The organism is Serratia sp. root2 (genome assembly GCF_031931805.1).
GTDB classification, from domain to species: Bacteria; Pseudomonadota; Gammaproteobacteria; order Enterobacterales; family Enterobacteriaceae; genus Serratia; species Serratia inhibens.
The window spans coordinates 741,191-763,005 of sequence record NZ_JAUJXB010000001.1; the positions used below are offsets into that span (position 1 = coordinate 741,191).

At 55.6% G+C, this 21,815-nt stretch carries 25 protein-coding genes; 19 read left to right on the forward strand and 6 right to left on the reverse strand.

Annotated features, from left to right (window positions below; all coding sequences use genetic code 11):
* The first annotated feature begins 135 nt into the window (after window positions 1–135).
* From QZQ97_RS03445 to QZQ97_RS03465, 5 genes are read left to right on the forward strand one after another with little or no spacing between them, the layout of a single operon-like run.
* On the forward strand, window positions 136–1,824 hold the full coding sequence (locus QZQ97_RS03445) for an ABC transporter substrate-binding protein (RefSeq protein ID WP_311992272.1): 1,689 nt from the start codon (window positions 136–138) through the stop codon (window positions 1,822–1,824).
* A 48-nt stretch (window positions 1,825–1,872) separates the two neighbouring features.
* Entirely contained in the window at window positions 1,873–2,829 is a 957-nt protein-coding gene (locus QZQ97_RS03450; protein ID WP_122289242.1) for an ABC transporter permease, read from the forward strand.
* 2 nt (window positions 2,830–2,831) lie between these two features.
* The gene (gene opp4C / locus QZQ97_RS03455) at window positions 2,832–3,782 is read left to right on the forward strand and encodes an oligopeptide ABC transporter permease (RefSeq protein WP_311992273.1); all 951 of its coding nucleotides are present in this window, start codon (window positions 2,832–2,834) and stop codon (window positions 3,780–3,782) included.
* Window positions 3,779–4,765 carry an ABC transporter ATP-binding protein gene (locus QZQ97_RS03460; protein ID WP_311992274.1) on the forward strand — a complete coding sequence of 329 codons (987 nt, stop codon included), beginning with the start codon at window positions 3,779–3,781 and terminating at the stop codon, window positions 4,763–4,765. Before opp4C ends, QZQ97_RS03460 begins: the two co-directional genes overlap by 4 nt.
* The gene (locus tag QZQ97_RS03465; protein WP_311992275.1) at window positions 4,755–5,723 is read left to right on the forward strand and encodes an ABC transporter ATP-binding protein; all 969 of its coding nucleotides are present in this window, start codon (window positions 4,755–4,757) and stop codon (window positions 5,721–5,723) included. The genes QZQ97_RS03460 and QZQ97_RS03465 overlap by 11 nt, the downstream gene beginning before the upstream one ends.
* Here the strand turns inward: QZQ97_RS03465 and QZQ97_RS03470 are convergent.
* Window positions 5,720–6,694 (reverse strand): alpha/beta hydrolase, encoded by a 975-nt coding sequence (locus QZQ97_RS03470; protein WP_311992276.1) that lies wholly within the window; start codon window positions 6,692–6,694, stop codon window positions 5,720–5,722. The two genes, QZQ97_RS03465 and QZQ97_RS03470, sit on opposite strands and share 4 nt — an antisense overlap.
* Window positions 6,695–7,355: 661 nt before the next feature.
* On the opposite strand from QZQ97_RS03470, the gene QZQ97_RS03475 reads away from it, so the two are divergent.
* The 6 genes from QZQ97_RS03475 to ompC all read left to right on the forward strand — a co-directional run bounded on the left by QZQ97_RS03475 (window position 7,356) and on the right by ompC (window position 15,483).
* Window positions 7,356–8,570 (forward strand): aspartate aminotransferase family protein, encoded by a 1,215-nt coding sequence (locus tag QZQ97_RS03475; protein ID WP_311992277.1) that lies wholly within the window; start codon window positions 7,356–7,358, stop codon window positions 8,568–8,570.
* Between the two features lie 52 nt (window positions 8,571–8,622).
* On the forward strand, window positions 8,623–9,657 hold the full coding sequence (gene astA, locus QZQ97_RS03480) for an arginine N-succinyltransferase (RefSeq protein ID WP_311992278.1): 1,035 nt from the start codon (window positions 8,623–8,625) through the stop codon (window positions 9,655–9,657).
* A complete protein-coding gene (gene astD, locus QZQ97_RS03485) occupies window positions 9,657–11,141 on the forward strand; it encodes a succinylglutamate-semialdehyde dehydrogenase (protein ID WP_311992279.1) in 1,485 nt (494 codons plus the stop codon). Before astA ends, astD begins: the two co-directional genes overlap by 1 nt.
* A 272-nt stretch (window positions 11,142–11,413) precedes the next feature.
* Window positions 11,414–12,754, forward strand: coding sequence for an N-succinylarginine dihydrolase (astB, locus tag QZQ97_RS03490; RefSeq protein WP_311992280.1), 1,341 nt, complete (start codon window positions 11,414–11,416; stop codon window positions 12,752–12,754).
* Between the two features lie 11 nt (window positions 12,755–12,765).
* Complete coding sequence (astE, locus tag QZQ97_RS03495) at window positions 12,766–13,749, forward strand: succinylglutamate desuccinylase (RefSeq protein WP_311992281.1); 984 nt, start codon at window positions 12,766–12,768, stop codon at window positions 13,747–13,749.
* Between the two features lie 651 nt (window positions 13,750–14,400).
* Window positions 14,401–15,483 (forward strand): porin OmpC, encoded by a 1,083-nt coding sequence (ompC, locus tag QZQ97_RS03500; protein WP_311992282.1) that lies wholly within the window; start codon window positions 14,401–14,403, stop codon window positions 15,481–15,483.
* An 81-nt stretch (window positions 15,484–15,564) separates the two neighbouring features.
* On the opposite strand, the gene QZQ97_RS03505 is transcribed toward ompC, so the two are convergent.
* Together QZQ97_RS03505 and QZQ97_RS03510 are read right to left on the reverse strand one after the other, a co-directional pair.
* A complete protein-coding gene (locus QZQ97_RS03505) occupies window positions 15,565–15,789 on the reverse strand; it encodes a biofilm development regulator YmgB/AriR family protein (RefSeq protein WP_006321579.1) in 225 nt (74 codons plus the stop codon).
* Between the two features lie 130 nt (window positions 15,790–15,919).
* Window positions 15,920–16,111 carry a YebW family protein gene (locus QZQ97_RS03510; RefSeq protein ID WP_311992283.1) on the reverse strand — a complete coding sequence of 64 codons (192 nt, stop codon included), beginning with the start codon at window positions 16,109–16,111 and terminating at the stop codon, window positions 15,920–15,922.
* A 229-nt stretch (window positions 16,112–16,340) separates the two neighbouring features.
* Here QZQ97_RS03510 and lysM point away from each other — a divergent pair, with 229 nt between their 5' ends.
* From lysM to QZQ97_RS03535, 5 genes are all read left to right on the forward strand, one after another.
* Entirely contained in the window at window positions 16,341–16,787 is a 447-nt protein-coding gene (gene lysM / locus QZQ97_RS03515) for a peptidoglycan-binding protein LysM (protein WP_311992284.1), read from the forward strand.
* Between the two features lie 289 nt (window positions 16,788–17,076).
* Window positions 17,077–17,217, forward strand: a complete 141-nt coding sequence (locus QZQ97_RS03520; protein WP_004945701.1) for a hypothetical protein — start codon at window positions 17,077–17,079, stop codon at window positions 17,215–17,217.
* 23 nt (window positions 17,218–17,240) lie between these two features.
* Complete coding sequence (locus tag QZQ97_RS03525) at window positions 17,241–17,405, forward strand: hypothetical protein (protein WP_311992285.1); 165 nt, start codon at window positions 17,241–17,243, stop codon at window positions 17,403–17,405.
* 96 nt (window positions 17,406–17,501) lie between these two features.
* Entirely contained in the window at window positions 17,502–18,443 is a 942-nt protein-coding gene (locus QZQ97_RS03530) for a pirin family protein (protein WP_311992286.1), read from the forward strand.
* A 428-nt stretch (window positions 18,444–18,871) separates the two neighbouring features.
* Complete coding sequence (locus QZQ97_RS03535) at window positions 18,872–19,228, forward strand: DUF1304 domain-containing protein (protein ID WP_442994925.1); 357 nt, start codon at window positions 18,872–18,874, stop codon at window positions 19,226–19,228.
* 29 nt (window positions 19,229–19,257) lie between these two features.
* Here QZQ97_RS03535 and QZQ97_RS03540 read toward each other — a convergent pair whose 3' ends face one another.
* The gene (locus QZQ97_RS03540; protein ID WP_006321585.1) at window positions 19,258–19,644 is read right to left on the reverse strand and encodes a helix-turn-helix domain-containing protein; all 387 of its coding nucleotides are present in this window, start codon (window positions 19,642–19,644) and stop codon (window positions 19,258–19,260) included.
* Window positions 19,645–20,158: 514 nt separating this feature from the next.
* Window positions 20,159–20,371, reverse strand: coding sequence for a YccJ family protein (locus tag QZQ97_RS03545; protein WP_006321586.1), 213 nt, complete (start codon window positions 20,369–20,371; stop codon window positions 20,159–20,161).
* A gap of 200 nt (window positions 20,372–20,571) precedes the next feature.
* Between QZQ97_RS03545 and QZQ97_RS03550 the strand changes: the two genes are divergently transcribed.
* The gene (locus QZQ97_RS03550) at window positions 20,572–20,811 is read left to right on the forward strand and encodes a DUF2766 family protein (protein WP_311992287.1); all 240 of its coding nucleotides are present in this window, start codon (window positions 20,572–20,574) and stop codon (window positions 20,809–20,811) included.
* 40 nt (window positions 20,812–20,851) lie between these two features.
* Here the strand turns inward: QZQ97_RS03550 and QZQ97_RS03555 are convergent, their stop codons facing one another.
* A complete protein-coding gene (locus tag QZQ97_RS03555; protein WP_311992288.1) occupies window positions 20,852–21,085 on the reverse strand; it encodes a YobH family protein in 234 nt (77 codons plus the stop codon).
* 162 nt (window positions 21,086–21,247) lie between these two features.
* On the opposite strand from QZQ97_RS03555, the gene QZQ97_RS03560 reads away from it, so the two are divergent.
* Together QZQ97_RS03560 and QZQ97_RS03565 are read left to right on the forward strand one after the other, a co-directional pair.
* The gene (locus QZQ97_RS03560; RefSeq protein WP_071919913.1) at window positions 21,248–21,406 is read left to right on the forward strand and encodes a PhoP/PhoQ regulator MgrB; all 159 of its coding nucleotides are present in this window, start codon (window positions 21,248–21,250) and stop codon (window positions 21,404–21,406) included.
* Window positions 21,407–21,505: 99 nt separating this feature from the next.
* Window positions 21,506–21,778, forward strand: a complete 273-nt coding sequence (locus QZQ97_RS03565) for a YebO family protein (RefSeq protein ID WP_311992289.1) — start codon at window positions 21,506–21,508, stop codon at window positions 21,776–21,778.
* The last annotated feature ends 37 nt before the right edge of the window (window positions 21,779–21,815 follow it).

Below are 21,815 nucleotides of genomic sequence, written 5' to 3' on the forward strand. Positions count from 1 at the left end.
CATCGCAATAGAAAAATTCATAATGCTTTATCCGGCAATGGAATGCCGGTTTCGTTGTTAGACAGCCCTACGGCCGCCCATTACTCTGCGATAAATTTTGTCACATTTTATCAACGGGCAGAGAAGGGGCAGTGGGTGAGTGGAATAAAAAACAAGATAAACAAACTGTTGCAAAAACGGTTGACGCCATTGGCGCTGGCCTGTGCCCTGGGCCTGACATTCAGCGCGCAGGCGGAACCCCTGGCGGAAGGCATTACCCCGGCCACCGACGCAAGCCAGGTACCGGCGGCGGCCAAGCTGCGTAAAGACACCGTGGTGGCCGGTATTCTCGAGCCGCAGGGCAATTTTAACCCTTATCTGTTTACCAACGGCTGGGACGAGAACGTTACCGACGTGATCTTCACCCGGCTGATTGGCCTGGACAGCCAGGGCAAACCGGTGGCGAAGCTGGCAGAATCCTGGCAGATCAGCCCGGACAACCTGGTGTATACCCTCAAGCTGCGCCCCAACCTGGTCTACAGCGACGGATCGCCGATAAAAGCGGAAGATATCGCCTTTACCCTGACGCTGCTGCACGATCCGGCCTATGACGGCGACACCGACATTGCCCCGGCGCACATCCAGGGCGGGGCGGAGTATAAAAACGGCACCGCGCCGAGCATCAGCGGGCTGAAGGTTGTCGACGATCGCACTATTCAAATCACCACCACCCAGCCGGGGGCCACTACCTTGCAACTGATCGGCGGGCCGGTGCTGTCGAAAGCCTATTACGGCAAGGATTACCAGCGCGGCAAGCTGGAGAGCGTGCGCGCACTGAACGGCAAGCCGTTGGGCAACGGCCCTTATATTTACGATAAATATGTACCGGGACAGGAGATCCGTTTCCATGCCAACCCGAACTTCTACCTCGGTCCGCCAGCCGTGGCGCGCTTTATTTACCGCGTGACCAACCCGGCCACCAACTTCCAGCTGTTCCAGACCGGCGAAACCGACTACGACGCCTTCACCGCCAAGCCGGACGATATTGAACAGTTGAAGCTGCTCGGCTTTGCCAACATCAATCTGTACAGCTCCAGCGACTACAGCCGTATCGATTTCAACTTTAAGCGGCCGGCGTTGCAGGATGTGCGCGTGCGGCAGGCTTTAATCTATGGGCTGGACCGCCAAAAGCTGATTACCGTGGTGTATCAGGGATACGGCACGGTGGCTAATCAGCCGATCTCTCCCGTTTCCTGGGCTTACGATCCGCAGGGTATCAACGCGTACGCCTACGACGTCAACAAAGCGAAGCAACTGCTGGATCAGGCCGGCTGGACACCGGGCGCGGACGGCATTCGCCAAAAAGACGGCAAAAAACTGGAACTGACGCTGCTGGTGACCAAAAAGTTGCTGAATGACGCGCTGGTGCCGATCGCCAAAGACAACTACCGGCAGATTGGCGTGCTGCTGAAGCCACAGGTACTGGATTTCAACGCCTTATTGGCGCAACGCAAGGCGGGCAATTATGACCTGGCGTCGCTCAGCACCAGTACCCTGAATGATCCGCATGACGGGGTGCGCGATTTTATCAGCCAGGTGAGTGAAACCGGCTATAACAACCCGCAGGTAGACAAACTGATCGGCCAGGCCAACGCTACCCTGGATATCGGGCAGCGCAAACCGCTCTATCACCAGCTGTATCAGGTCTTGGCCGAAGATCCGCCGGTGATCCTGTTGGGCAACCGCAAAATCCTCAGCGCCAGCAGCGCCCGCGTAACCGGTTTTAAACCGGACGTGTACAACGGCCTGACCGGCAGCCTGCCGGACGTAAAACGGGTTCAGTAACGGCAAGATACCGCCGCGCTATCCCGCGCGGCGGTGACGGAAAACACCATGAGAAATTTTATCCTGCGCCGCCTGCTGCAAACCATTCCGATGATGCTGCTGGCGTCATTGCTGATTTTCTTTATCTTCGCGCTGACCCCCGGCGACTTTATCGACGGCAACATCAACCTGACGCCGCAGCGTGCCGCCGAGCTGCGGGCGCTGTATGGGCTGGACCAGCCGTTGCTTATCCGCTATTGGCACTGGCTCGGCCAGTTGCTGCAAGGCAACCTCGGCTTTTCGCTGCAATACCAAATCCCGGTCAGCACGCTGTTGAACCAGTACATCTGGAACTCGTTCCTGCTGGCTTCGGTAGCCCTGGTGCTGTACTGGGGCATCGCGCTGGCGGTGGGTGTGGTTTCGGCGATGAAACCCTATTCGCTGTTCGATCATCTGGTCACCGTCGCGGTGTTCGGCGCCATGTCATTTCCGACCTTTTTCCTCTGCCTGCTGTTGATTAAATGGTTCGCCGTCGATCTGCACTGGTTGCCGGCGGGCGGCATGCTGCGCACCGGCAGCGAGGCGACCGGGCTGGCGTGGGTGTTGGAAGTGGCGGCGCACCTGCTGTTGCCGGTACTGGCTCTGGTGATGCTGCAAGCCGGTACCCTGACGCGCTATTTCCGCGCCAGCATGTTGGACGTTATCCGGATGGACTATATCCGCACCGCGCGCGCCAAAGGGCTTAAAGAAAAAACGGTGATCGTCAAACATGCGCTGCGCAATGCGTTGTTGCCGATCATCACGCTGTTGGGGTTTGAGTTGCCGGCGCTGTTTTCCGGTGCGCTGATCACCGAAAAGATCTTCAACTGGCCGGGGGCGGGACATATCCACATCGACTCGCTGGCCGCGCGCGACTATCCGGTGCTGATGGGCTTTACGCTGTTTCTGGCGGTGCTGACCATTTTGGGCAACCTGCTGGCGGACATTCTGTACGCCTATGCCGACCCACGAATTCGTTTGAGGTAAACATGTTGGCAACGCTGTTTTTTGGTCGCCGTCGCCGCTGGCGGCAGGCGCAACTTCCGGCGCTGGCACAGTTGTCGCCACCGCCGACCGCACAGGCCTGGCAACGCTTGCGGCGCCATCGGTTGGCGATGGCCTCGCTGTTGTTGCTGCTGATACTGGCAGTGCTGTGCATTTTGGGGCCGATGCTGTCGCCGTGGCAGGACGATGCCGGGGATGCGCTGAACATTAATCAGGCACCCAATGCCGCGCACTGGCTGGGTACCGATTTTCTCGGTCGCGATATTTACACCCGCCTGCTGCTGGCGGGGCGCATCTCGCTGACCATCGGCCTGGTGTCGATGCTGCTGTCGGTGACGCTCGGCTACCTGTTGGGGGCGTTATCCGGCTATCTGGGCGGCATCGTGGACAAGCTGATCATGCGCTTTGCCGATCTGCTGATGACCATCCCCAGCCTGCCGCTGCTGATCATTATGGGAGCGATGTTGTCCGAGCTGGACGTCTCGCCGGATTACCGCATTTACATGGTGATGATCATGCTCAGCCTGTTGGGTTGGCCTTCGCTGGCGCGGCTGGTGCGCGGCCAGATCCTGTCGCTGCGCGAGCGCGATTTCATGCTGGCGACCGAAGTGCTGGGGCTGTCCACCCGGCGGCGTATTTTTGGCCATCTGCTGCCGAATACCGTCCCGATCCTGGTGGTGGTGGCAACCATGGGAGTGGCCAATGCCATTCTCAGCGAATCGGCGCTCAGCTATCTGGGGCTGGGTGTGGTACCGCCGACGCCGTCGTGGGGCAATATGATGGATGCCGCCAACAGCCTGATCGATTTTCAGCGCCGCCCCTGGCTGTGGATGCCGCCGGGCCTGGCGATTTTCATCACCGTAGTGGCGATTAACATTCTGGGTGACGGCCTGCGGGACGCGCTCGATCCGAAAATGAACGGGGTAAGACGATGAGCCAACCGCTGGTAGCCTTTAATCAACTGTCGGTGGCCTTCAACGGCGAACAGGGCCGGGTGCGGGCAGTGCAGCAGGTGAGTTTCGAATTGCACGCCGGGCAGACGTTGGGCGTGGTTGGCGAGTCCGGCTGTGGCAAAAGCGTCACCGCTCTGGCGATGATGGGGTTGTTGCCGCAGCCGCTGGCGCAGATCGACGGTGGCGAGATTTATTTTGACGGCCAGGATTTGCTGAAACTGCGGCCACAGCAGATGGCCGATTTGCGCGGCAACCGCTTGGCGATGATCTTCCAGGAACCGATGAGCGCGTTGAACCCGGTGTTGACCATTGGCGAGCAACTGGTTGAGCCGCTGATCCGCCACCGGGGGGCAGCGCCGAAGGCCGCCTGGCGGGAAGCGACGGCATTGATTACGGAAGTGGGATTGGCGCGTGCAGAACAGCTGATGACCAGCTACCCGCACCAGCTTTCCGGCGGCATGTTGCAACGCATCATGATCGCCATGGCCATCAGTTGCCGCCCGGCGTTGCTGATTGCCGACGAGCCGACCACGGCACTCGACGTCACTGTACAGGCGCAAATCCTGGCGCTGCTGCGTGAACAAGCGCAAAGACACAATATGGCGATGATGCTGATCACCCACGATCTTGGGGTCATCGCTCAGATGGCCGATCGGTTGGTGGTGATGTACGCCGGGCGCATTGTCGAGCAGGGTGCCACCCGGGAGGTATTGGCCAATCCGCAGCATCCTTATACCCAGGGGCTGATGGCCTCGCGGCCGGTGGCCGGGCAGCGGCGCCGCCGACTGTATTCAATCCCCGGTCAGGTGCCCGATCTGGCCCGTTTGCCTGACCATTGCGCTTTTGCCGATCGTTGCTCGCAGGTGAGCGCACGCTGTCGTGATGGCATTCCGCCATTGTACGGCCATGGGCAGCGCCAATCCGCCTGCTTTCTGAATGCGGGAGGGCGCATGCATGTCGGCTGAACTCCTGGTTGAAGTGAAAGGGCTGAAGAAATATTTCCCGCTGCGCGATGGCCTGTTCGGCCAAACTACCGGGCAGTTGCGGGCGGTGGATGACGTCAGCTTCAGCATTCGCAGAGGCACCATTTTCGGTTTGGTGGGCGAATCCGGCAGCGGCAAAACCACCGTTGGCCGCACGTTGCTGGGGCTGCATGATAAAACCGCCGGCGAAGTGCTGTTTAACGGGCAGGCGCTGGATGCGCTCAATCCACGCCAACTGCGCGCCATGCGCCCGAAGATGCAACTGGTGTTTCAGGATCCCTACAGTTCACTGAATCCGAGAATGCGCGTTGGCGATGCTATTGGTGAAGCCCTGCTGCAACACGGGTTGGCGACTAAAAGTGAAGTGCGTGACCGGGTGATCGACACGATGGAAATCTGCGGGCTGTCGGCGCAGCATTACGGGCGTTTTCCGCATGAGTTCTCCGGCGGCCAGCGGCAACGCATCGGCATTGCGCGTGCGGTGATCCTGCAGCCGGAATTTATCGTCGCCGATGAGCCGATTTCGGCGCTCGACGTCTCGATTCAGGCGCAGATCATCAACCTGTTTTCCGATCTCCAGGAGCAGCAGGGCGTAACCTTTCTGTTTATTTCGCACGATCTCGGGGTGGTGGAGCATCTGTGTCAGGACGTGGCGGTGATGTATCTCGGCCAGATTGTCGAGAGCGCCGATCGCGACAGCCTGTTTCGCCAGCCGCGCCACCCTTATACTCAGGCGTTATTGGCGTCGGTGCCCAGCCTGGATCCGCTGCGGCAGCCGCAGTCAGTGGCACGGGGGGAACTGCCCAACCCGGCTCAACCGCCGCAGGGCTGCCGTTTTCACCCCCGTTGCCCGCAGGCTACCGTTCAGTGTCGGCAACAGGCCCCCGCGTTACGTACCCTGGCTGCCGGGCACCGGGTGGCCTGCCATTATGTCGATTAAGCCAGATAGTGTTTCAGCGCGCGCCCGGCCTGATGAATGGCCGAGTGCACCGCCGGCACGTGGGCTATCGGGTTCAGCAAACCGTAATCGTGGATCAACCCGTTATAACGGGTAGAGGTCACCTCTACCCCGGCGGCGTTCAGCAGGCGGGCGTAGGCTTCGCCTTCGTCGCGCAGTACGTCCAGCTCTGCGGTCTGCACCAGCGCCGGCGGCAAGCCTTTCAGCTGTTCCAGCGTGGCATTGAGCGGTGAAGCGTAGATCTCTTTGCGCTGTGCCTTGTCGGTGGTGTAGTTGTCCCAGAACCATTTCATCATATTGCGCGTCAGGAAGTGGCCTTCGGCGAATTGGTGATAGGAGTCGGTATCAAAGCTGGCGTGGGTTACTGGCCACAGCAGGATCTGGCTGCGCAGCGCCGGCGTGCCTTTTTCCTTGGCCATCAGGCTGACGACCGCCGCCATATTTCCGCCTACGCTGTTGCCGACTACCGCCAGCCGCGAACCGTCGACGTTGATTTTTTCGCCGTATTCGGCCACCCATTCGGTGGCGGCATAGGCCTGGTTGATGGCGGTGGGGTAATGCGCTTCCGGCGAAGGAGTGTAATTGACAAACACCGCCGCAGCGCCGGAACTGTGCACCAGATCGCGCACCAAACGTTCATGAGTAGGGAAGTCTCCCAACACCCAGCCCCCGCCGTGGAAGAACATGAATACCGGCAGCGCTTCTTTTACTTTGGCCGGCCGTACCAGATGCAGCAGGATGTCCTGCCCCTCAACGTGAATGGTTTTCTCGCTGATTTCGACTTCGTACAGCGGGACTTCAACGCTGTTTTGCGCCCCTTCCAGCACTTTACGCGCCTCCTTTGGCTTCATTTGCTCCATCGGTTTGCCGCCGCCGGCGTTTAACGCGTCCAGAAATACGCGAATATCCTTTTGTGCCGCCGGTTGGGTGGGATCAACAGTTTTTTTAGACATCATGGCTCCTCAAGCGCTGGGTGGTCGAAATCACAGTGTAGTTGCTGCTCAACAAATCGGTGATCCGGCGCGCGAATGCGTCGTCGGGGAAAAGGTTCTCCGCCCGGCAGAGCCTTGACTGATGCGGGATTGCTCGTCTCTGGTGCATTCGCTGCACTCCGGTGGGGCAAAAGTGTGATCGGGCGCAAATCGGGCCAAATTATTTTTGCGAGCGCGATCAGAAATATTGAAGTTTTTTGCAATTGAATAGGATTTCGCGACCAATGATGATTTTTAGCCTTATTTTTTCAATTATTCATTACCAATGCATAATTATTGAATAAGTATGCATTGTAAGCCGTTGTTTTAACGTAAAAAAACGCGTTATTCGCCAAAAATCCCGTTTTGGCACGATAGCTGCTCTACACTCTTTATCAAACGGCATGTATTTTAACTGCTCGTTAACATTTATTCCCCGTTCAGGGACCGGATACGCGGCAGAAATAGTGGAAAACCGATTTTATGTAACAGATTTGTTTCTGAATAGCCGGTAGATGGCAGAGTTATCACCGGGCGAAAAGCGGATTCAACGACGCGGTTTTTTTTGTTTTGTTGCGGAATATCCGGGCAGGAACGGCCCTTACAGTCAAAATTCAGCCTTTGCTGAGGTTATGAGGTCATTATGGAACAGCCAATCGCAGTTACCCGCCAGTCTTTCGACGACTGGATGGTCCCGGTTTATGCCCCCGCTGATTTTATTCTGGTTCGGGGTGAGGGTTCACAGGTCTGGGACCAACAAGGTAAGTCTTACATCGATTTTGCCGGCGGCATCGCGGTTAATGCGTTGGGGCATGCGCATCCGGCGGTGAAAGCGGCGCTGGTGGAACAGGCGGGGAAACTGTGGCATTTGGGCAACGGCTACACCAATGAACCCGTGCTGCAACTGGCGAAACAGCTGATTGACGCCACCTTTGCCGACAAGGTGTTTTTCTGCAACTCCGGGGCGGAAGCCAACGAAGCGGCGTTGAAGCTGGCGCGTAAACGTGCGCTGGACAACGGTAACGCCGGCAAGAACCAGATTGTGGCGTTCAATAACGCTTTCCATGGACGGACGCTGTTCACCGTGTCTGCCGGCGGCCAGCCGAAGTATTCAAAAGATTTCGCGCCGCTGCCGGGCGGTATCAGTCACACGGCGTTTAACGATCTGGCTGCCGCGGCTGAGCTGATCAACGACCAGACCTGCGCGGTGATTGTGGAGCCGATTCAGGGCGAAGGCGGCGTACTGCCGGCCGATGCCGCTTTCCTGCAGGGCTTGCGTGAGCTGTGCGATCGCCATGATGCGTTGCTGATTTTCGACGAAGTGCAAACCGGCGTGGGCCGCACCGGTCATCTGTATGCCTACATGCAATACGGCGTAGTGCCGGACGTGCTGACCACCGCGAAAGCACTGGGTGGCGGCTTCCCGATTGGCGCCATGCTGACCACCGACGCGTTGGCCAAAACCCTGAGCGTAGGCACCCACGGTACCACCTACGGCGGCAACCCGCTGGCGACGGCGGTGGCGGGCGCGGTGTTCTCCATCATCAATACGCCAGAGGTGCTGGAAGGGGTGAAGCAGCGCCACCAGTGGTTTATCGACGGCTTGAACGAGATTAACCGGCAATACCCGATTTTCTCTGAAATCCGCGGGGGCGGCCTGCTGATTGGCTGCCAGTTGAATAAGGATTATGCCGGCAAGGCAAAACAGATTACCCAGTTGGCCAACGACGAGGGCGTGATCGCGCTGATCGCCGGCCCGGATGTGGTGCGCTTTACCCCTTCATTGATCATTCCAGAGCAGGATGTGAAAGAGGGGCTGGCGCGATTCGCGCGTGCCGTGGCGCGGATTTGCAGCTAATACACAGGCTGCGCCTTAACCGGCGCCGCCTGATTCTGACGAGGTTCGCATTATGATGATTATTCGCCCTATAGAGCGTCGCGATTTGGCTGACTTACTGACGCTTGCCGGTAAATCCGGCATCGGTCTCACTTCCCTGCCGCAAGATGAAGATACCTTGTCGGCACGCATTGAGCGGGCGTTAAAAACCTGGCAAGGCGAACTTCCGCGTGGCGAGCAGTGTTATCTGTTTGTGCTGGAGGACAGCGAGCGCCAGCAGGCGGTAGGGGTTTGCGCGATTGAAGTGGCCGTTGGGCTGACTGAACCCTGGTACAGCTTTCGCGTCGGTACCCAGGTGCACGCGTCCAAACAGTTGAACGTCTATAAATCGGTGCCGACGCTGTTTCTCAGCAACGATCACACCGGCCATTCCGAGCTGTGTACGCTGTTCCTCGATCCGGACTACCGTCACGGCGAAAACGGCAAGCTGCTGTCGAAGGTGCGCTTCCTGTTTATCGCCGCTTTCCGTGAGCGTTTTTCCGCGCGGCTGATTGCCGAAATGCGCGGTTTCTCCGATGAAGAGGGCCGTTCGCCGTTCTGGGAGAGCGTCGGAAACCATTTCTTTTCCATCGAGTTCGCCAAGGCGGACTACCTGAGCGGTACCGGACAGAAGGCGTTTATCGCCGAGCTGATGCCGAAACACCCGCTGTATGTCGATTTCCTGGCCGAAGACGCGCAAAAGGTGATTGGCGAAGTGCATCCGCAGACCGTTCCCGCCCGCCGGGTGCTGGAATCTGAGGGCCTGCGCTATCAGGGCTATGTCGATATCTTCGACGGCGGCCCGACGCTGGAGGCGGAAATCGACCATATCCGTGCGGTCAAAGAGAGCCGCGCGGTGAAAGTGGTGCTGGACGAGACGCCAATGCGCGCCGATGCGCCGGCTCTTCTGGTGGCCAACGATCATTATCAGTCCTACCGCGCACTGCTGGTCAATGCCGATCTGTATGACGAGCGTCTGCATCTCAATGCGGAAACCGCTGCGGCGCTGGGCGTTGAGCAAGGCAGCTTGGTGCGGGTCATCCCCCTAATTTCAAAGGAGAAAGCCTAATGTCACATCCTGCACTGTTTATTAACGGCGCCTGGCAACAGGGCCGGGGCGCTGAATTCGGCAAGGCCGATCCGGTCGACAACCAGACGCTGTGGCAGGCCAATGCCGCCGATGGCAGTGATGTCGCCGCCGCTTGCGAGGCTGCTCGCGCCGCGTTCCCGGCCTGGGCCCGTACCCCGTTTGAACAGCGTGAGCAGTTGGTAAAGCGTTTTGCCGCCCTGCTGGAAGAGCATAAACAGGATTTGGCGGCGGTGATCAGCCGTGAAACCAGCAAACCCCGCTGGGAGACGCTGACCGAAGTGCAGGCGATGATCGGCAAAGTGGCGATTTCCTTGCAGGCATACCAGACGCGTACCGGCATCAGCGAAACCGCGATGGCAGACGGCGCTTCGGTGCTGCGCCACCGGCCGCATGGCGTGCTGGCGGTCTTCGGGCCTTACAACTTCCCGGGCCATTTGCCTAACGGCCACATTGTGCCTGCCTTGCTGGCGGGCAATACGGTGGTATTTAAACCCAGCGAGCTGACGCCGCTGACCGCCGAGGAAACGCTGAAGCTATGGCAGCAGGCCGGTTTGCCAAACGGGGTGATCAACCTGGTGCAGGGCGGACGTGAAACCGGCGAGGCGCTGGCCGCCAGCGCGGATATCGACGGTCTGCTGTTTACCGGCAGCGCCGGCACTGGCTATCACCTGCATCGCCAGTTGGCGGGGCAGCCTGAAAAGATGCTGGCGCTGGAAATGGGTGGCAATAATGCGCTGATTGTCGATCAGATCGACGATCGCGATGCGGCGGTCAATCTGGCGATTCAGTCGGCGTTTATCTCCGCCGGCCAACGTTGCACCTGTTCGCGCCGCATTCTGGTGAAACGCGGCAGCGAAGGCGATGCCTTTATCGAGCGTTTGGTTCAGGTGGCGGGCGCTCTGCGCGTCGGTCGCTGGGACGCCGAACCGCAGCCGTTCATGGGCGGGGTGATCTCCTCTGCGGCGGCGGAAAAAATGCTGGCGGCGCAGCATCATCTGTTGTCTTTGGGCGGCAAGGCCTTGCTGACCATGCAGCGGTTGGAAAGCGGCAGCGCGCTGCTGAGCCCAGGCATTATCGATGTGACTGGCGTGCGTGATGTGCCTGACGAAGAATATTTTGGCCCGCTGACCACCGTCATTCGCTATAACGACTTTGACGAGGCGTTACGCATCGCCAACCAGACGCGCTATGGCCTGTCTGTCGGCCTGGTGTCGCCGCAGCGTGAGCGGTTTGACCAACTGCTGTTGGAAGCGCGCGCCGGTATCGTCAACTGGAACAAACCCTTGACCGGTGCCTCCAGTGCTGCGCCGTTCGGCGGCGTGGGTGCCTCGGGCAACCACCGCCCAAGCGCCTACTACGCGGCGGATTACTGCGCCTGGCCAATGGCGTCGCTGGAAAGCGAAAGTTTGACGCTGCCGGCCAGCCTGTCGCCAGGGCTGTCGTTTAATACCGCTACACCCTAAGTTTGAGGCAGACGGGGGGATTACAGGTTAGCCGACCGTTGAGCGCAGAGATGCGCGATACGAGTCCCCGGGGTGGGTTCACGCCGTGTCGGCGCTCTGCATGACTCCCACCTGTAGCACTATCAGGCGCAGCTATTTGGCCGGGGGCCTGGCTATGCTGTACAGGGATGTACAAATGCCGCGAGTGCATGGACGCGCTAGCGCGGCCAACTCGAAATTCATAGGGTAGATTTTTTGAACAGGGCCGAGTCTGCTCGACCCAGGAGAACAACATGTCGGGATATGAAGTCAATTTCGATGGTCTGGTGGGCCTGACGCATCATTACGCCGGATTGTCGTTTGGCAATGAGGCCTCTACGCAGCACCAAAACAGCGTGTCTAACCCGAAACTGGCAGCCAAGCAGGGGTTGCTGAAGATGAAGGCGCTGGCCGATCTCGGCTTTCAGCAGGGCGTTTTGCCGCCGCAGGAGCGGCCGCATGTGCCGATGCTGCGCAAACTGGGCTTCAGCGGCAGCGATGAGGCCGTATTGGCACAGGCGATGCGTCAGTCGCCACGTTTGTTGTCGGCGCTCAGCTCGGCCTCGAGTATGTGGACCGCCAATGCGGCCACGGTTTCGCCTTCGGCGGACAGCAAAGATGGCAAGGTGCATTTCACCGCCGCCAACCTGAACAATAAATTCCACCGCGCCATTGAGGCTGAAACCACCTCCGGCGTGCTGCGCGCGATTTTCAACGATGAACGTCATTTCACCCACCACGAAGCCCTGCCGCAGGTGGCGCTGTTTGGTGACGAAGGCGCGGCCAACCACAATCGGTTGGGTGGCGACTATGGCAAACGCAGCGTGCAGATGTTTGTTTATGGCCGCCAGGAGTTCGGCGGCGAAACCGCACCGACGCGTTACCCGGCACGCCAGACGCGTGAGGCCGGCGAGGCGATTGCCCGGCTGCATCAATTGGATGAGCAGCACACCGTGTTTGTGCAGCAAAACCCGGCAGTGATCGACCAGGGCGTGTTTCATAACGACGTGATTGCGGTCAGTAACCAGAACGTGCTGTTCCATCATCAGCAGGCGTTTCATCAGCAGCAGCAAGCGCTGGACGAGGTGCGCCGCAAGATGGCGACGCTGGACAGCGAACTGACGACGATTGAGGTGCCGACGGCGCAGGTCTCAGTGGCGGATGCGGTATCGACCTATCTGTTCAACAGTCAGATTCTAACCAAACCTGACGGCAAGATGATGATTGTGGTGCCGGAAGAGTCGCGTCAGCATGGCGGCGTGTGGCGCTATCTGAGCGAGATGGTGGCCGGCGGCGGGCCGATCGATGAAATCAAGGTATTCGATCTGCGTGAGAGTATGCGTAACGGTGGCGGACCGGCCTGCCTGAGGCTGCGTGTGGCGCTGAATGAGCAGGAGCTGCGGGCGGTGAATCCGCGCGCGATGATGAACGATACGCTGTTTGTCACGCTGAATGAGTGGGTCGATCGCTATTATCGCGATCGGCTGACGCAAAACGATTTGGCCGATCCGCAATTGTTGCGTGAAGGTCGAGACGCGCTGGACGCTTTGACGTCTATCCTCGGGCTGGGTTCGGTTTATCCTTTCCAACAATAGACGGAGTTGCCATGTTTGATTTGCTGGCCCTGACGCTGGCGGGGCAAGCCCCGGCCAACCACCAGGGGGAAAACCTGAATGTGCACTGGCGCTGGCTGGGGGAAGGCCTGTTGGAAATCACTCCACGCCAGGCTTACCGGCAGGCGGTGGTGCTTTCCGCCGGGATACACGGTAATGAAACGGCACCGATTGAACTGCTGAACCAATTGGTCAATGCGCTGCTGGCGGGCGAAAGGCCGCTGGCGGTGCGGCTGCTGGTGGTGCTGGGTAACCCGGCGGCGATACGTGCAGGTAAACGTTATCTGCACAGTGACATGAACCGCATGTTCGGCGGCCGCTATCGCGAGTTTAACCACAGTGGTGAAACCGCGCGGGCGCAGCAACTGGAGCAGGTGATAACGGCGTTTTTCGACGGGGAAGAGACCGTGCGCTTCCATTATGATCTGCATACGGCGATACGTGAATCGCGGCTGCCGCGTTTTGGCATTTTGCCCTTCCAGACACGCCCCTACAGTGCGGATATGCTGGCCGTGCTGGATGCTGCCGATCTGGACGCGTTGGTGATCCACAGCGCTCCTGGCGGTACCTTCAGCCATTTTTCCAGCGAACACGCCGGCGCTGCAAGCTGCACGCTGGAGCTGGGCAAGGCGAAACCGTTCGGCAGCAACGATCTGCAACAGTTTGCCGCCATTAATCGTGCGTTGCAGGGGGTAGTGAGCGGTGAACCTTTACCTTCGCGACCAGGTGCTGAGCTGCGACTATTCCGCGTCGAGCAGTCGTTGATTAAGCGCAGCGAGGATTTCAGGCTGCACCTTAGCGACGACACCGCCAACTTTACCGAGCTTAAACAGGGTACTTTGTTGTGCGAACAACCGGGTGAGGAGTACCGGGTTCAACATGCCCGCGAGTGGATTTTGTTCCCCAATCCCGGCGTTGCGCTTGGGCTGCGTGCCGGTATGGTGCTGACCGAGGTGCCGCGCAGCACGCTGTATTAATCTGCCAGCCGCCAAGGCGGTTTTTATCTGTAGTGTGCGCCAGGCTGTAGCGTTGTCAGCTGCAGCCTTTAATTAATATGGCGTATTATCCTGTAAAATAAGTTTACTCCCCTCTCTTTATATATCCGCTGTTCACTATTGCCATCTCTTAAATTTAATTTCCCCCGGTATTACTATTTTGGCGCTTTGAATCGTATTGATTATGTGAACCTGTAAAAGATCTGATTAAAACCCGGGTAATGGCCTAAATCAGCGCAGTGACTTTGTTTAGATGAAAATGTGAAATAAGTAACGTTATTAGTAACCACGCTAAGTTTCATGTTATTTCCGTATCGTTTATAAAGTAGGCAAAAATAAAGTAAATTGCACCAATTTAGTGCGATGCACCAATTTGGTTATAAGGTATGTGACAAATATCAATATGAATCAATGATTTGTTGTCATCTTTGTTTGTAATATTTGGTTACACATAAACATGCTTTATCCACGGTATTTTATGAACTTTTTCTTTTGAAGTTTGGATTCATGATGCTAATGTCACATGGCCCCTGATTAGGGGCGCTCATAAAATACTAAATGATAAAGATCACAGCCCAAATCATAAATTGGGCGTGATGGGCAGGTTTTTAATTATAATATCTAGGAAAATAAATGATGAATCGCAGTGTATTAGCCTTAGCTGTTGCCCTTGCGGCAATCACCTCCTTTGCCAACGCGGCTGAAATTTATAATAAGGATGGCAATAAACTTGACCTGTACGGTCGCGTTTCTGCCAAACATGTTTTCAGCGATGACAAATCTGAAGATGGCGACAAGACTTATGTCCGTCTGGGTTTCAAAGGCGAAACGCAAATCAATGACCAACTGACCGGTTACGGCCAGTGGGAATATAACGTCCAGGCCAACCACGACGAAGCGCAGGGCACTACAGGCACCAAAACCCGTCTGGGCTTTGCCGGTCTGAAGTTCGCCAACTACGGTTCATTCGACTACGGCCGCAACTACGGCGTAGTGTACGACGCGGAAGCCTACACCGACATGCTGCCGGAATTCGGCGGCGATTCTTACAGCTACACCGATAACTATATGACCGCGCGTTCCAACGGCTTGGCGACTTACCGTAACCGTGATTTCTTCGGGTTGGTGGAAGGCCTGAACCTGGCGGTACAGTACCAGGGTAAAAACGACGGCGACGGTCGCAGCGTGACCAAGCAAAATGGCGACGGCTACGGTCTGTCATTGGATTACCAGGATATCGGCGGCTCAGGTATCGGCGTGGCGGCGGCGTTCTCTGACTCGAACCGCACCAGCGATCAAAAGAAACTTCAGTACGGCAAAGGCGACAGCGCGACGGCCTGGACCACTGCGGTTAAATACGACGCCAATCAGGTTTACCTGGCGGCTATGTATGCTGAAACCCGTAACATGACGCCAATCAGCGTTAACGGCGTGTCTGGTTTCGCCAACAAAACTCAGAACTTCGAAATGGTCGCTCAATACCAGTTCGAAAACGGTCTGCGTCCGTCTCTGGCCTACGTGCAGTCTAAAGGCAAGGATATCGAAGGGCTTGGCGATGTGGATCTGGTGAAATACGTGGAAGTGGGCGCGACTTACTACTTCAACAAAAACATGTACACCTATGTTGATTACAAAATCAACCAGTTGAATGACGACAACAAGCTGAAACTGAGCACTGACGATATCGTCGCGGTTAACCTGACTTATCGTTTCTAAGTTTCCACGCTATTACCTTCATCCTGTGTCGGGATAACGGTAGAGAAGGCAGAGCGCAAGCTCTGCCTTCTTTTTTTGGCGCTATCCTTTGGGGGCCAGGCCCATCAGTTCAATAGCCGAGCGCAGAGTGGCAGAGCGCTGCTGATTTTTCTCGTGTTCAATCTCGGTGACCAATTGGGCCAGAATATTATTGCCGGAGACTTTCTTATTGAGATTGATCAGTTGGATCACCGCGCCGCCGACGACCAGGCTGACATCGCGCAACAAGGTTTCATAATGTTCGTCTGAGAGAGTAGATACGGGCATGATGCCGTCTCCATATCGTTCGGGTGAAGCAATTTAGCAAAATAGCGGCATAAAACATCGTGGATAAACCTCTTTCCCGATGAATTCAGAAATTCCTCAGAGGTAAACAGCAGAAAAACCGCGTGCTGCCCTACAATGGCGCATATTCACTGGCTGGCAGCCAGAAACCATCGATAAAGTCTTCCACCGGAAAACACCCTGCGTGGCGCAGATTTTGTTCCTTCATGACGACCAGGCACTGGTGTTCGTCGCGCAGCACGTCAACCACGATATCGGCGCAGCCGCCATCCAGATAACATACAAACATAACCAGTGCGTACATAGCGTCTTGCATCCTCGAGCCAAATCTCTCCATACCCTTATTGTAGGTAAAAACGGTGCGTCTTTCAGCGTGGGTATCGGTGCAAAGTGATGGATTGGCGATAAAAGAGGGCACTTTCGGATTACTCCAACGGCTAAATGGCACAGGAGCGATGGAATATCCGTTTTGCAGTGCTAAGCTTAACAAGCCTTAAGTGAACGCAACATTGTAACCATCGAAAGGAGTGAATATGGGATTGTTTAACTTCGTCAAAGAAGCTGGCGAAAAACTGTGGGACACAGTGACCGGCAACGCGACTGCCGAAGATCAAAGCGCCAAACTGAAGGAGCATTTGAATAAAACCGGTCTGCCGGGTACCGATAAGGTCGATGTACAGGTGGTCGATGGTAAAGCCGTGGTGACCGGAGACGCCGTCAGCCAGGAGCTGAAAGAAAAAATCCTGGTGGCGATCGGTAACGTGGCGGGTATCAGCGGTGTGGAAGATAAGGTGTCGGTGGAACAATCTGCAGCAGAGAGCCGTTTCTATACCGTCAAGAAGGGCGACACGCTGAGCGCGGTATCGAAAGAGGTGTACGGTAACGCCAACCTGTACAACAAGATCTTCGAAGCGAACAAGCCCATGCTATCCAGTCCGGACAAAATTTATCCAGGACAGGTTCTGCGTATTCCGCAGTAAAGAAGAAAAGATGTTCAGAAGCCCGATGTGATGTCGGGCTTTTTTATTGCCCTGAATATAAGTTTTGCTAATTATTTTTTTGTTTTAATAAAATTTTCGAATGTTTTATACTCACGCCACCTCTGCTCCCGCGGGGATATTGACCCTGGCGAGGAAAGTTGATAGCGTCTTGCCACTATTGAGGTCTGAATGGCGTTGGACGCAGAATCTAAGAAAACCGCAGTAGCGAGTTTTTTATCGATCATCCCACCACAATAACGTTTACGCGTGATGAGTTAAGATAGATTTTGTGAAAGAACAACGTAATGCCTCACAAGACAAAAACTACCGTGAAACTCTGGGAGATGCGCAGTTTGCCATCATTGTGCTGGCGATAGCGTCTTGCTCCCTGATCATTTTTACGCTGTCAGTCACTTTATGGCTGACATGACGCCGTTCTGAACAGGAGATAAAATGGAGCATAATCTCCACGACGAAACCAAACTGCTGGCGCTTATCGGCCTGTTGGTTTCCGTGTTGTTGGTCGTATCAATACTCTTTGGTGTGACGTATTTCTCCGATCTGAAACATGCACATGACGAAGTTGATGTAAAAGGCTGCTATATCAAGACATCCTGACAGACTCCGCCTCCCTGGTTGCATTTAGGCCGCTTGCCGTGTGATAAGCTGGCTTCGTCATTAATTCAACCTGTGTGCCGTTCTGGAGGCGTTACGATGAGCAACTCCCGTCCAACCCATTCTTCTTCTTCCCGTGATTGCCCAACGGTCGGTGGAGTGCGTCAGATTCAGCGCATCACCGCACGTAATGCCGAAGTCGGCGGTATCCCGATCAACCGTGCCTTACCCACCCGAGAACGTCGTACCGTGGGTGCCTGGTGCTTTCTCGACCACGCCGGGCCTTCGGTCTTCAGCGGCTCTTCTAAAGGTATGGATGTGGGTCCACACCCGCATATTGGCTTGCAAACCTTTACCTGGATGATTGAAGGCGAGGTGCTGCATCGCGACAGTCTGGGCAGCGAGCAGGTGATTCGCCCGGGCCAGGTCAACCTGATGACGGCGGGGCGAGGTATCGCCCATACCGAGCAGTCAACGGGGGAAGAGCGGCGTTTGCATGCTGCGCAGCTGTGGATTGCTTTGCCGGCCGACAATGCCGATATGGCGCCGCGCTTCGATCATTATCCTGATTTGCCGTCCTGGGTACAAAATGGAGTGAGGCATACTTTGTTGGTGGGGGAGTTTGAGCAATACCGTTCTCCGGTGTTTACTCTTTCGCCATTAATCGCCATTGATTTGGAGTGGCAGAGCGACGGCTATTTGCCATTACCGTTGCGGGAAGACTTTGAAATAGGATTTTTGCCCCTTATTGGTGCATTCGAGGTTAATGATGAAAAATTTTCACCTGATGAGTTCGCCTATTTAGGAATGAATATTAACCAGATCGGGTTAAATGCCAAGAAGGGCTGCCGGGCATTATTAATCGGTGGGGCGCCATTAAACGAAGAGATTCTCATTTGGTGGAACTTTGTCGGCCACAGTAAGCAAGATATTACTCGGGCACAACATGACTGGGAGCAGGGGAATAGCCGTTTCCCGGATGTTAGCGGCTATAGTGGCCCGCGCTTGACCGCACCACGCCTGCCCTGGAGCGATGTTTGATGCCCTGCGGCTATAACGACGGGGTGATCTTATTCATTTCTTTCTATTAACGCTGAATTAATGTGATCGAAAGTCCATGTTTGGGATCGAATATAGTTTATCTGGCAAATAGTGATCTGGCGCAAATAATTGGTCGGAGCAGTGGATTAAGATATCTATCAAGAAGTGTTGTTACCTAACCGCTAGTCAGAAGCCTGTGAGGTCATTATGAGCCAAGTACTCTATCGTGCAAGATTATCCCATGTTGTTATTGCAACGGCGGCTTTCTGGATCTCAATCGCAGCTATGCTTGTTGTTGCGCTAAGTTAACCCTGGATGATTAGGTAATAGACCCGCTGCGGCGGGTTTTTTTATGTCTGGCTATTCGCAATTTTCTGAATGTGGTTATACTTATTAAACCTAACCCTTAATTAACCTTACGAAATACAATGATAATACTTTCTAATATTATCGTCTTATTAATAGCCGCGATTCATTTGTATATTCTGATCCTGGAAATGTTCCTTTGGCAGGCACCGACCGGTAGACGCGTATTCGCCACCACGGCGGAATTTGCGGCTGCAACACGCGTGCTGGCGGCTAACCAGGGGCTGTATAACGGTTTTCTGGCGACCGGGCTGGCATGGGGGGTTTGGCGTGCCGATCCGGCGGTGCAACTGTTTTTCCTTGGCTGCGTGCTGGTAGCGGGCGTCTTCGGTGGCCTGACGGCGAGCCGTAAAATTCTTAAGGTCCAGGCGCTACCCGCGTTGATTGCCATATTGGTGGTTATTTTTGCCCATCATTAAGCCCGCCGGCCGGTGCGGCGGGAGAGCGGTCAGGCGGTTTTCTGATGGATGATGTGCAACGGAGGGGCAATGTGCAAATCTACGCTTAAATCCTGACGAAAATCATAAGGCGTGATGTTGAACCGCTTTCTGAACATATAAGTAAAATGTGACTGCGAACCAAAACCAAAATCCAGCGCAATGTCAAAAATAGTAGCGTCGCTGCTGCGTAATTGGTAAACCGCGCCGGCCAGCCGGCGTTCGCGGATATACTTGCCCAGCGAAATCCCGGTCGCTTCTTTGAACAGCTTCTGCATGTGCCACAGGGAGTAGCCGGAGTACTCGGCCAGCTCTTCGAGATGGATCACTCTACCGAGGTGAGTTTCGACCCATTTGCTGAGGGCGCAGACTAATGAGAGGTGATGTTCTTGTATCATCAGTGCGTCTGTGTGAGATCTACATAGCGGTGAAGTATACACAACTTGCCGCCCCGGACAAAAAGCCCGCGGGCACCAGAGCGAAATTATTCGGAAAAACCATCATCAGGTGGCTTGTCAGCCGGAAGGAAAAACGGCTAATCTGAGATTGCCCGCTACCGCTGATACTGAAGTGGTTCAGGCCGCAGGAAACGAACCGCCTAGACAGAGTCAGCCGTGACAACTCAGCGTTGATGGGGTGATCGCATGTTAATGACAGTGATTATTACTCTGGTTGTAATCGTGGGGGTTGCCGCTTTTATGGTGACGCCGGTGATGAGAATGAACAATGCGGAAGGTGTGGGAGGTGAAGAGCCGTGATTTTTGGCCACAATATAACCCGCAGTGGGGTATGACAGACTACCGAAAAAGCCTGGATGCCAATACCCGTCGTGTTTCAAGCTAGCGCATTTTGGGCTGCAACCTGAAATTCACGGGTATCGTTCATCCGGGCTTTTTGTCGATAACTTCCCAATCAGACGTTTTTGCGTTCTACGGTTTCTTCACCCCAGTACAGCTGATCGGCGCTGGTTTTGGCGAAGGCCATTTGCAACGCTTCATCGCTGCCTTCTTCCCAGATTTTTTGCGCCAATATTTCGTCGTTCTTCGCCAGCTCAAAAATTGCCTCGGCAATTTCAACCGACGTTTCACGCACTGTCGCCCAGGATTTCACATTGTGGTTGGCCATCGCACTCTCCCGTTAGGTTAGGGTTTGCAATGCGCTGCCAAGCGCAGCGCTCAAGCCCCAAGTATAGGCCAATTCAGCAGGGCGTTTTGATGGCTAATGCGTATTAGCGCTGAAAATTGAGCGGTAAGCGGCCAGGGGGCGGCAAAGCGGCAGGCGGCATGGTATTCTGTGCGGCGTCTGAACTAAGAAGGAAAGTAACCATGTCCGACATGCTGAGCAACGACCAGGAATTGGCTTCCGATCTGGTCGCCTGCCAACTGGTCATCAAACAAATTCTGGATGTCATTGATGTTATCGCACCAACCGAGGTGCGGGACAAAATGGCAAGTCAGTTGAAAAACATCGATTTTTCCACCCATCCTGCCGGAGCCGACCCGGTGACGCGGCGGGCGATCGAAAAAGCGATCGCGTTGATTGAGATGAAATTTACTCGCAATTGATGCGAAACCGCCGTTTGGCGGCGGTTTCGGACGGTGGTGATCAATCCACCACCGTTTCGACCTTTTTGAACAGCGGGCAGTCGGCAACGCCAATCACGCCGTTGTCACCGTGCAGATACTGCGCAATCACCACATTACGGGCCGTCAGGTATTTACACTGTAACCCCAGCCCTCCGACGTTTTGATTGCTGCCGATCAGCACGCCGTACCCCGAAAACAGAAATACGCCATACATCACCGCCAGCGCTACGATCCACTTAATCAGCTTACCCATAGTGACTCCTTTTATTTATCGCTATAGCGATATAGCCATGAGCCCTGGCAGGGTGCAACGGTAACATTCTGAAAAGTAAACCGAGGTGAGATTTCTAAACGACGGGTTAAACTTCGTTTAACTTGGCTGTGATAGGCTGAACAACCAATTACCAAGATAACAATGAGGCTGCTAAATTTGTTGCGAAAAAAATTCCTCGTGATAATTGCGGCTCTGGCTGCCTGTCTGTTTTTCTACCTGCTGGCGCTGGATAGTTATTGCGATGAGGGGGAAACTTTTGCTTTGGGGATTTGTTCAATCACTCGCTTTGTCCCCTGGTAAGTTGCGCAGCGGGGCGCAACAATTTTCTGCGGAGATGTTCGCGCCCCTGCCCGGAGTGTTAAGATGTCCGCCTGTTTTTAGCAGTAGATAGGGTTGTCCATGTACGATTTAGGTTTTGGTCCAAATGGCCTGGTTTCGCTGGCCATCGCAGCGCTGGCGCTGCTGGTGGGATTATGGGGCTGGTTCCTGGTGAACCGCGCCAGCGTGCGGGCCAATGAACAGATTCGCCTGTTGCAGGAAATCGCCGAGCAGCAGCGCCAACAAACGGCGTTACTCAAGAGCCTGGCGCAAAGCGCCCGCGGCGGCAACGTGGCGGACGATGACGATCTCAGCCCTGCGCTGGATTTCAAAGGTTTTATCCCCGAACGTTAATCAGATGCCTGTCGGGTGGAGCTCCACTCTCTGTGCC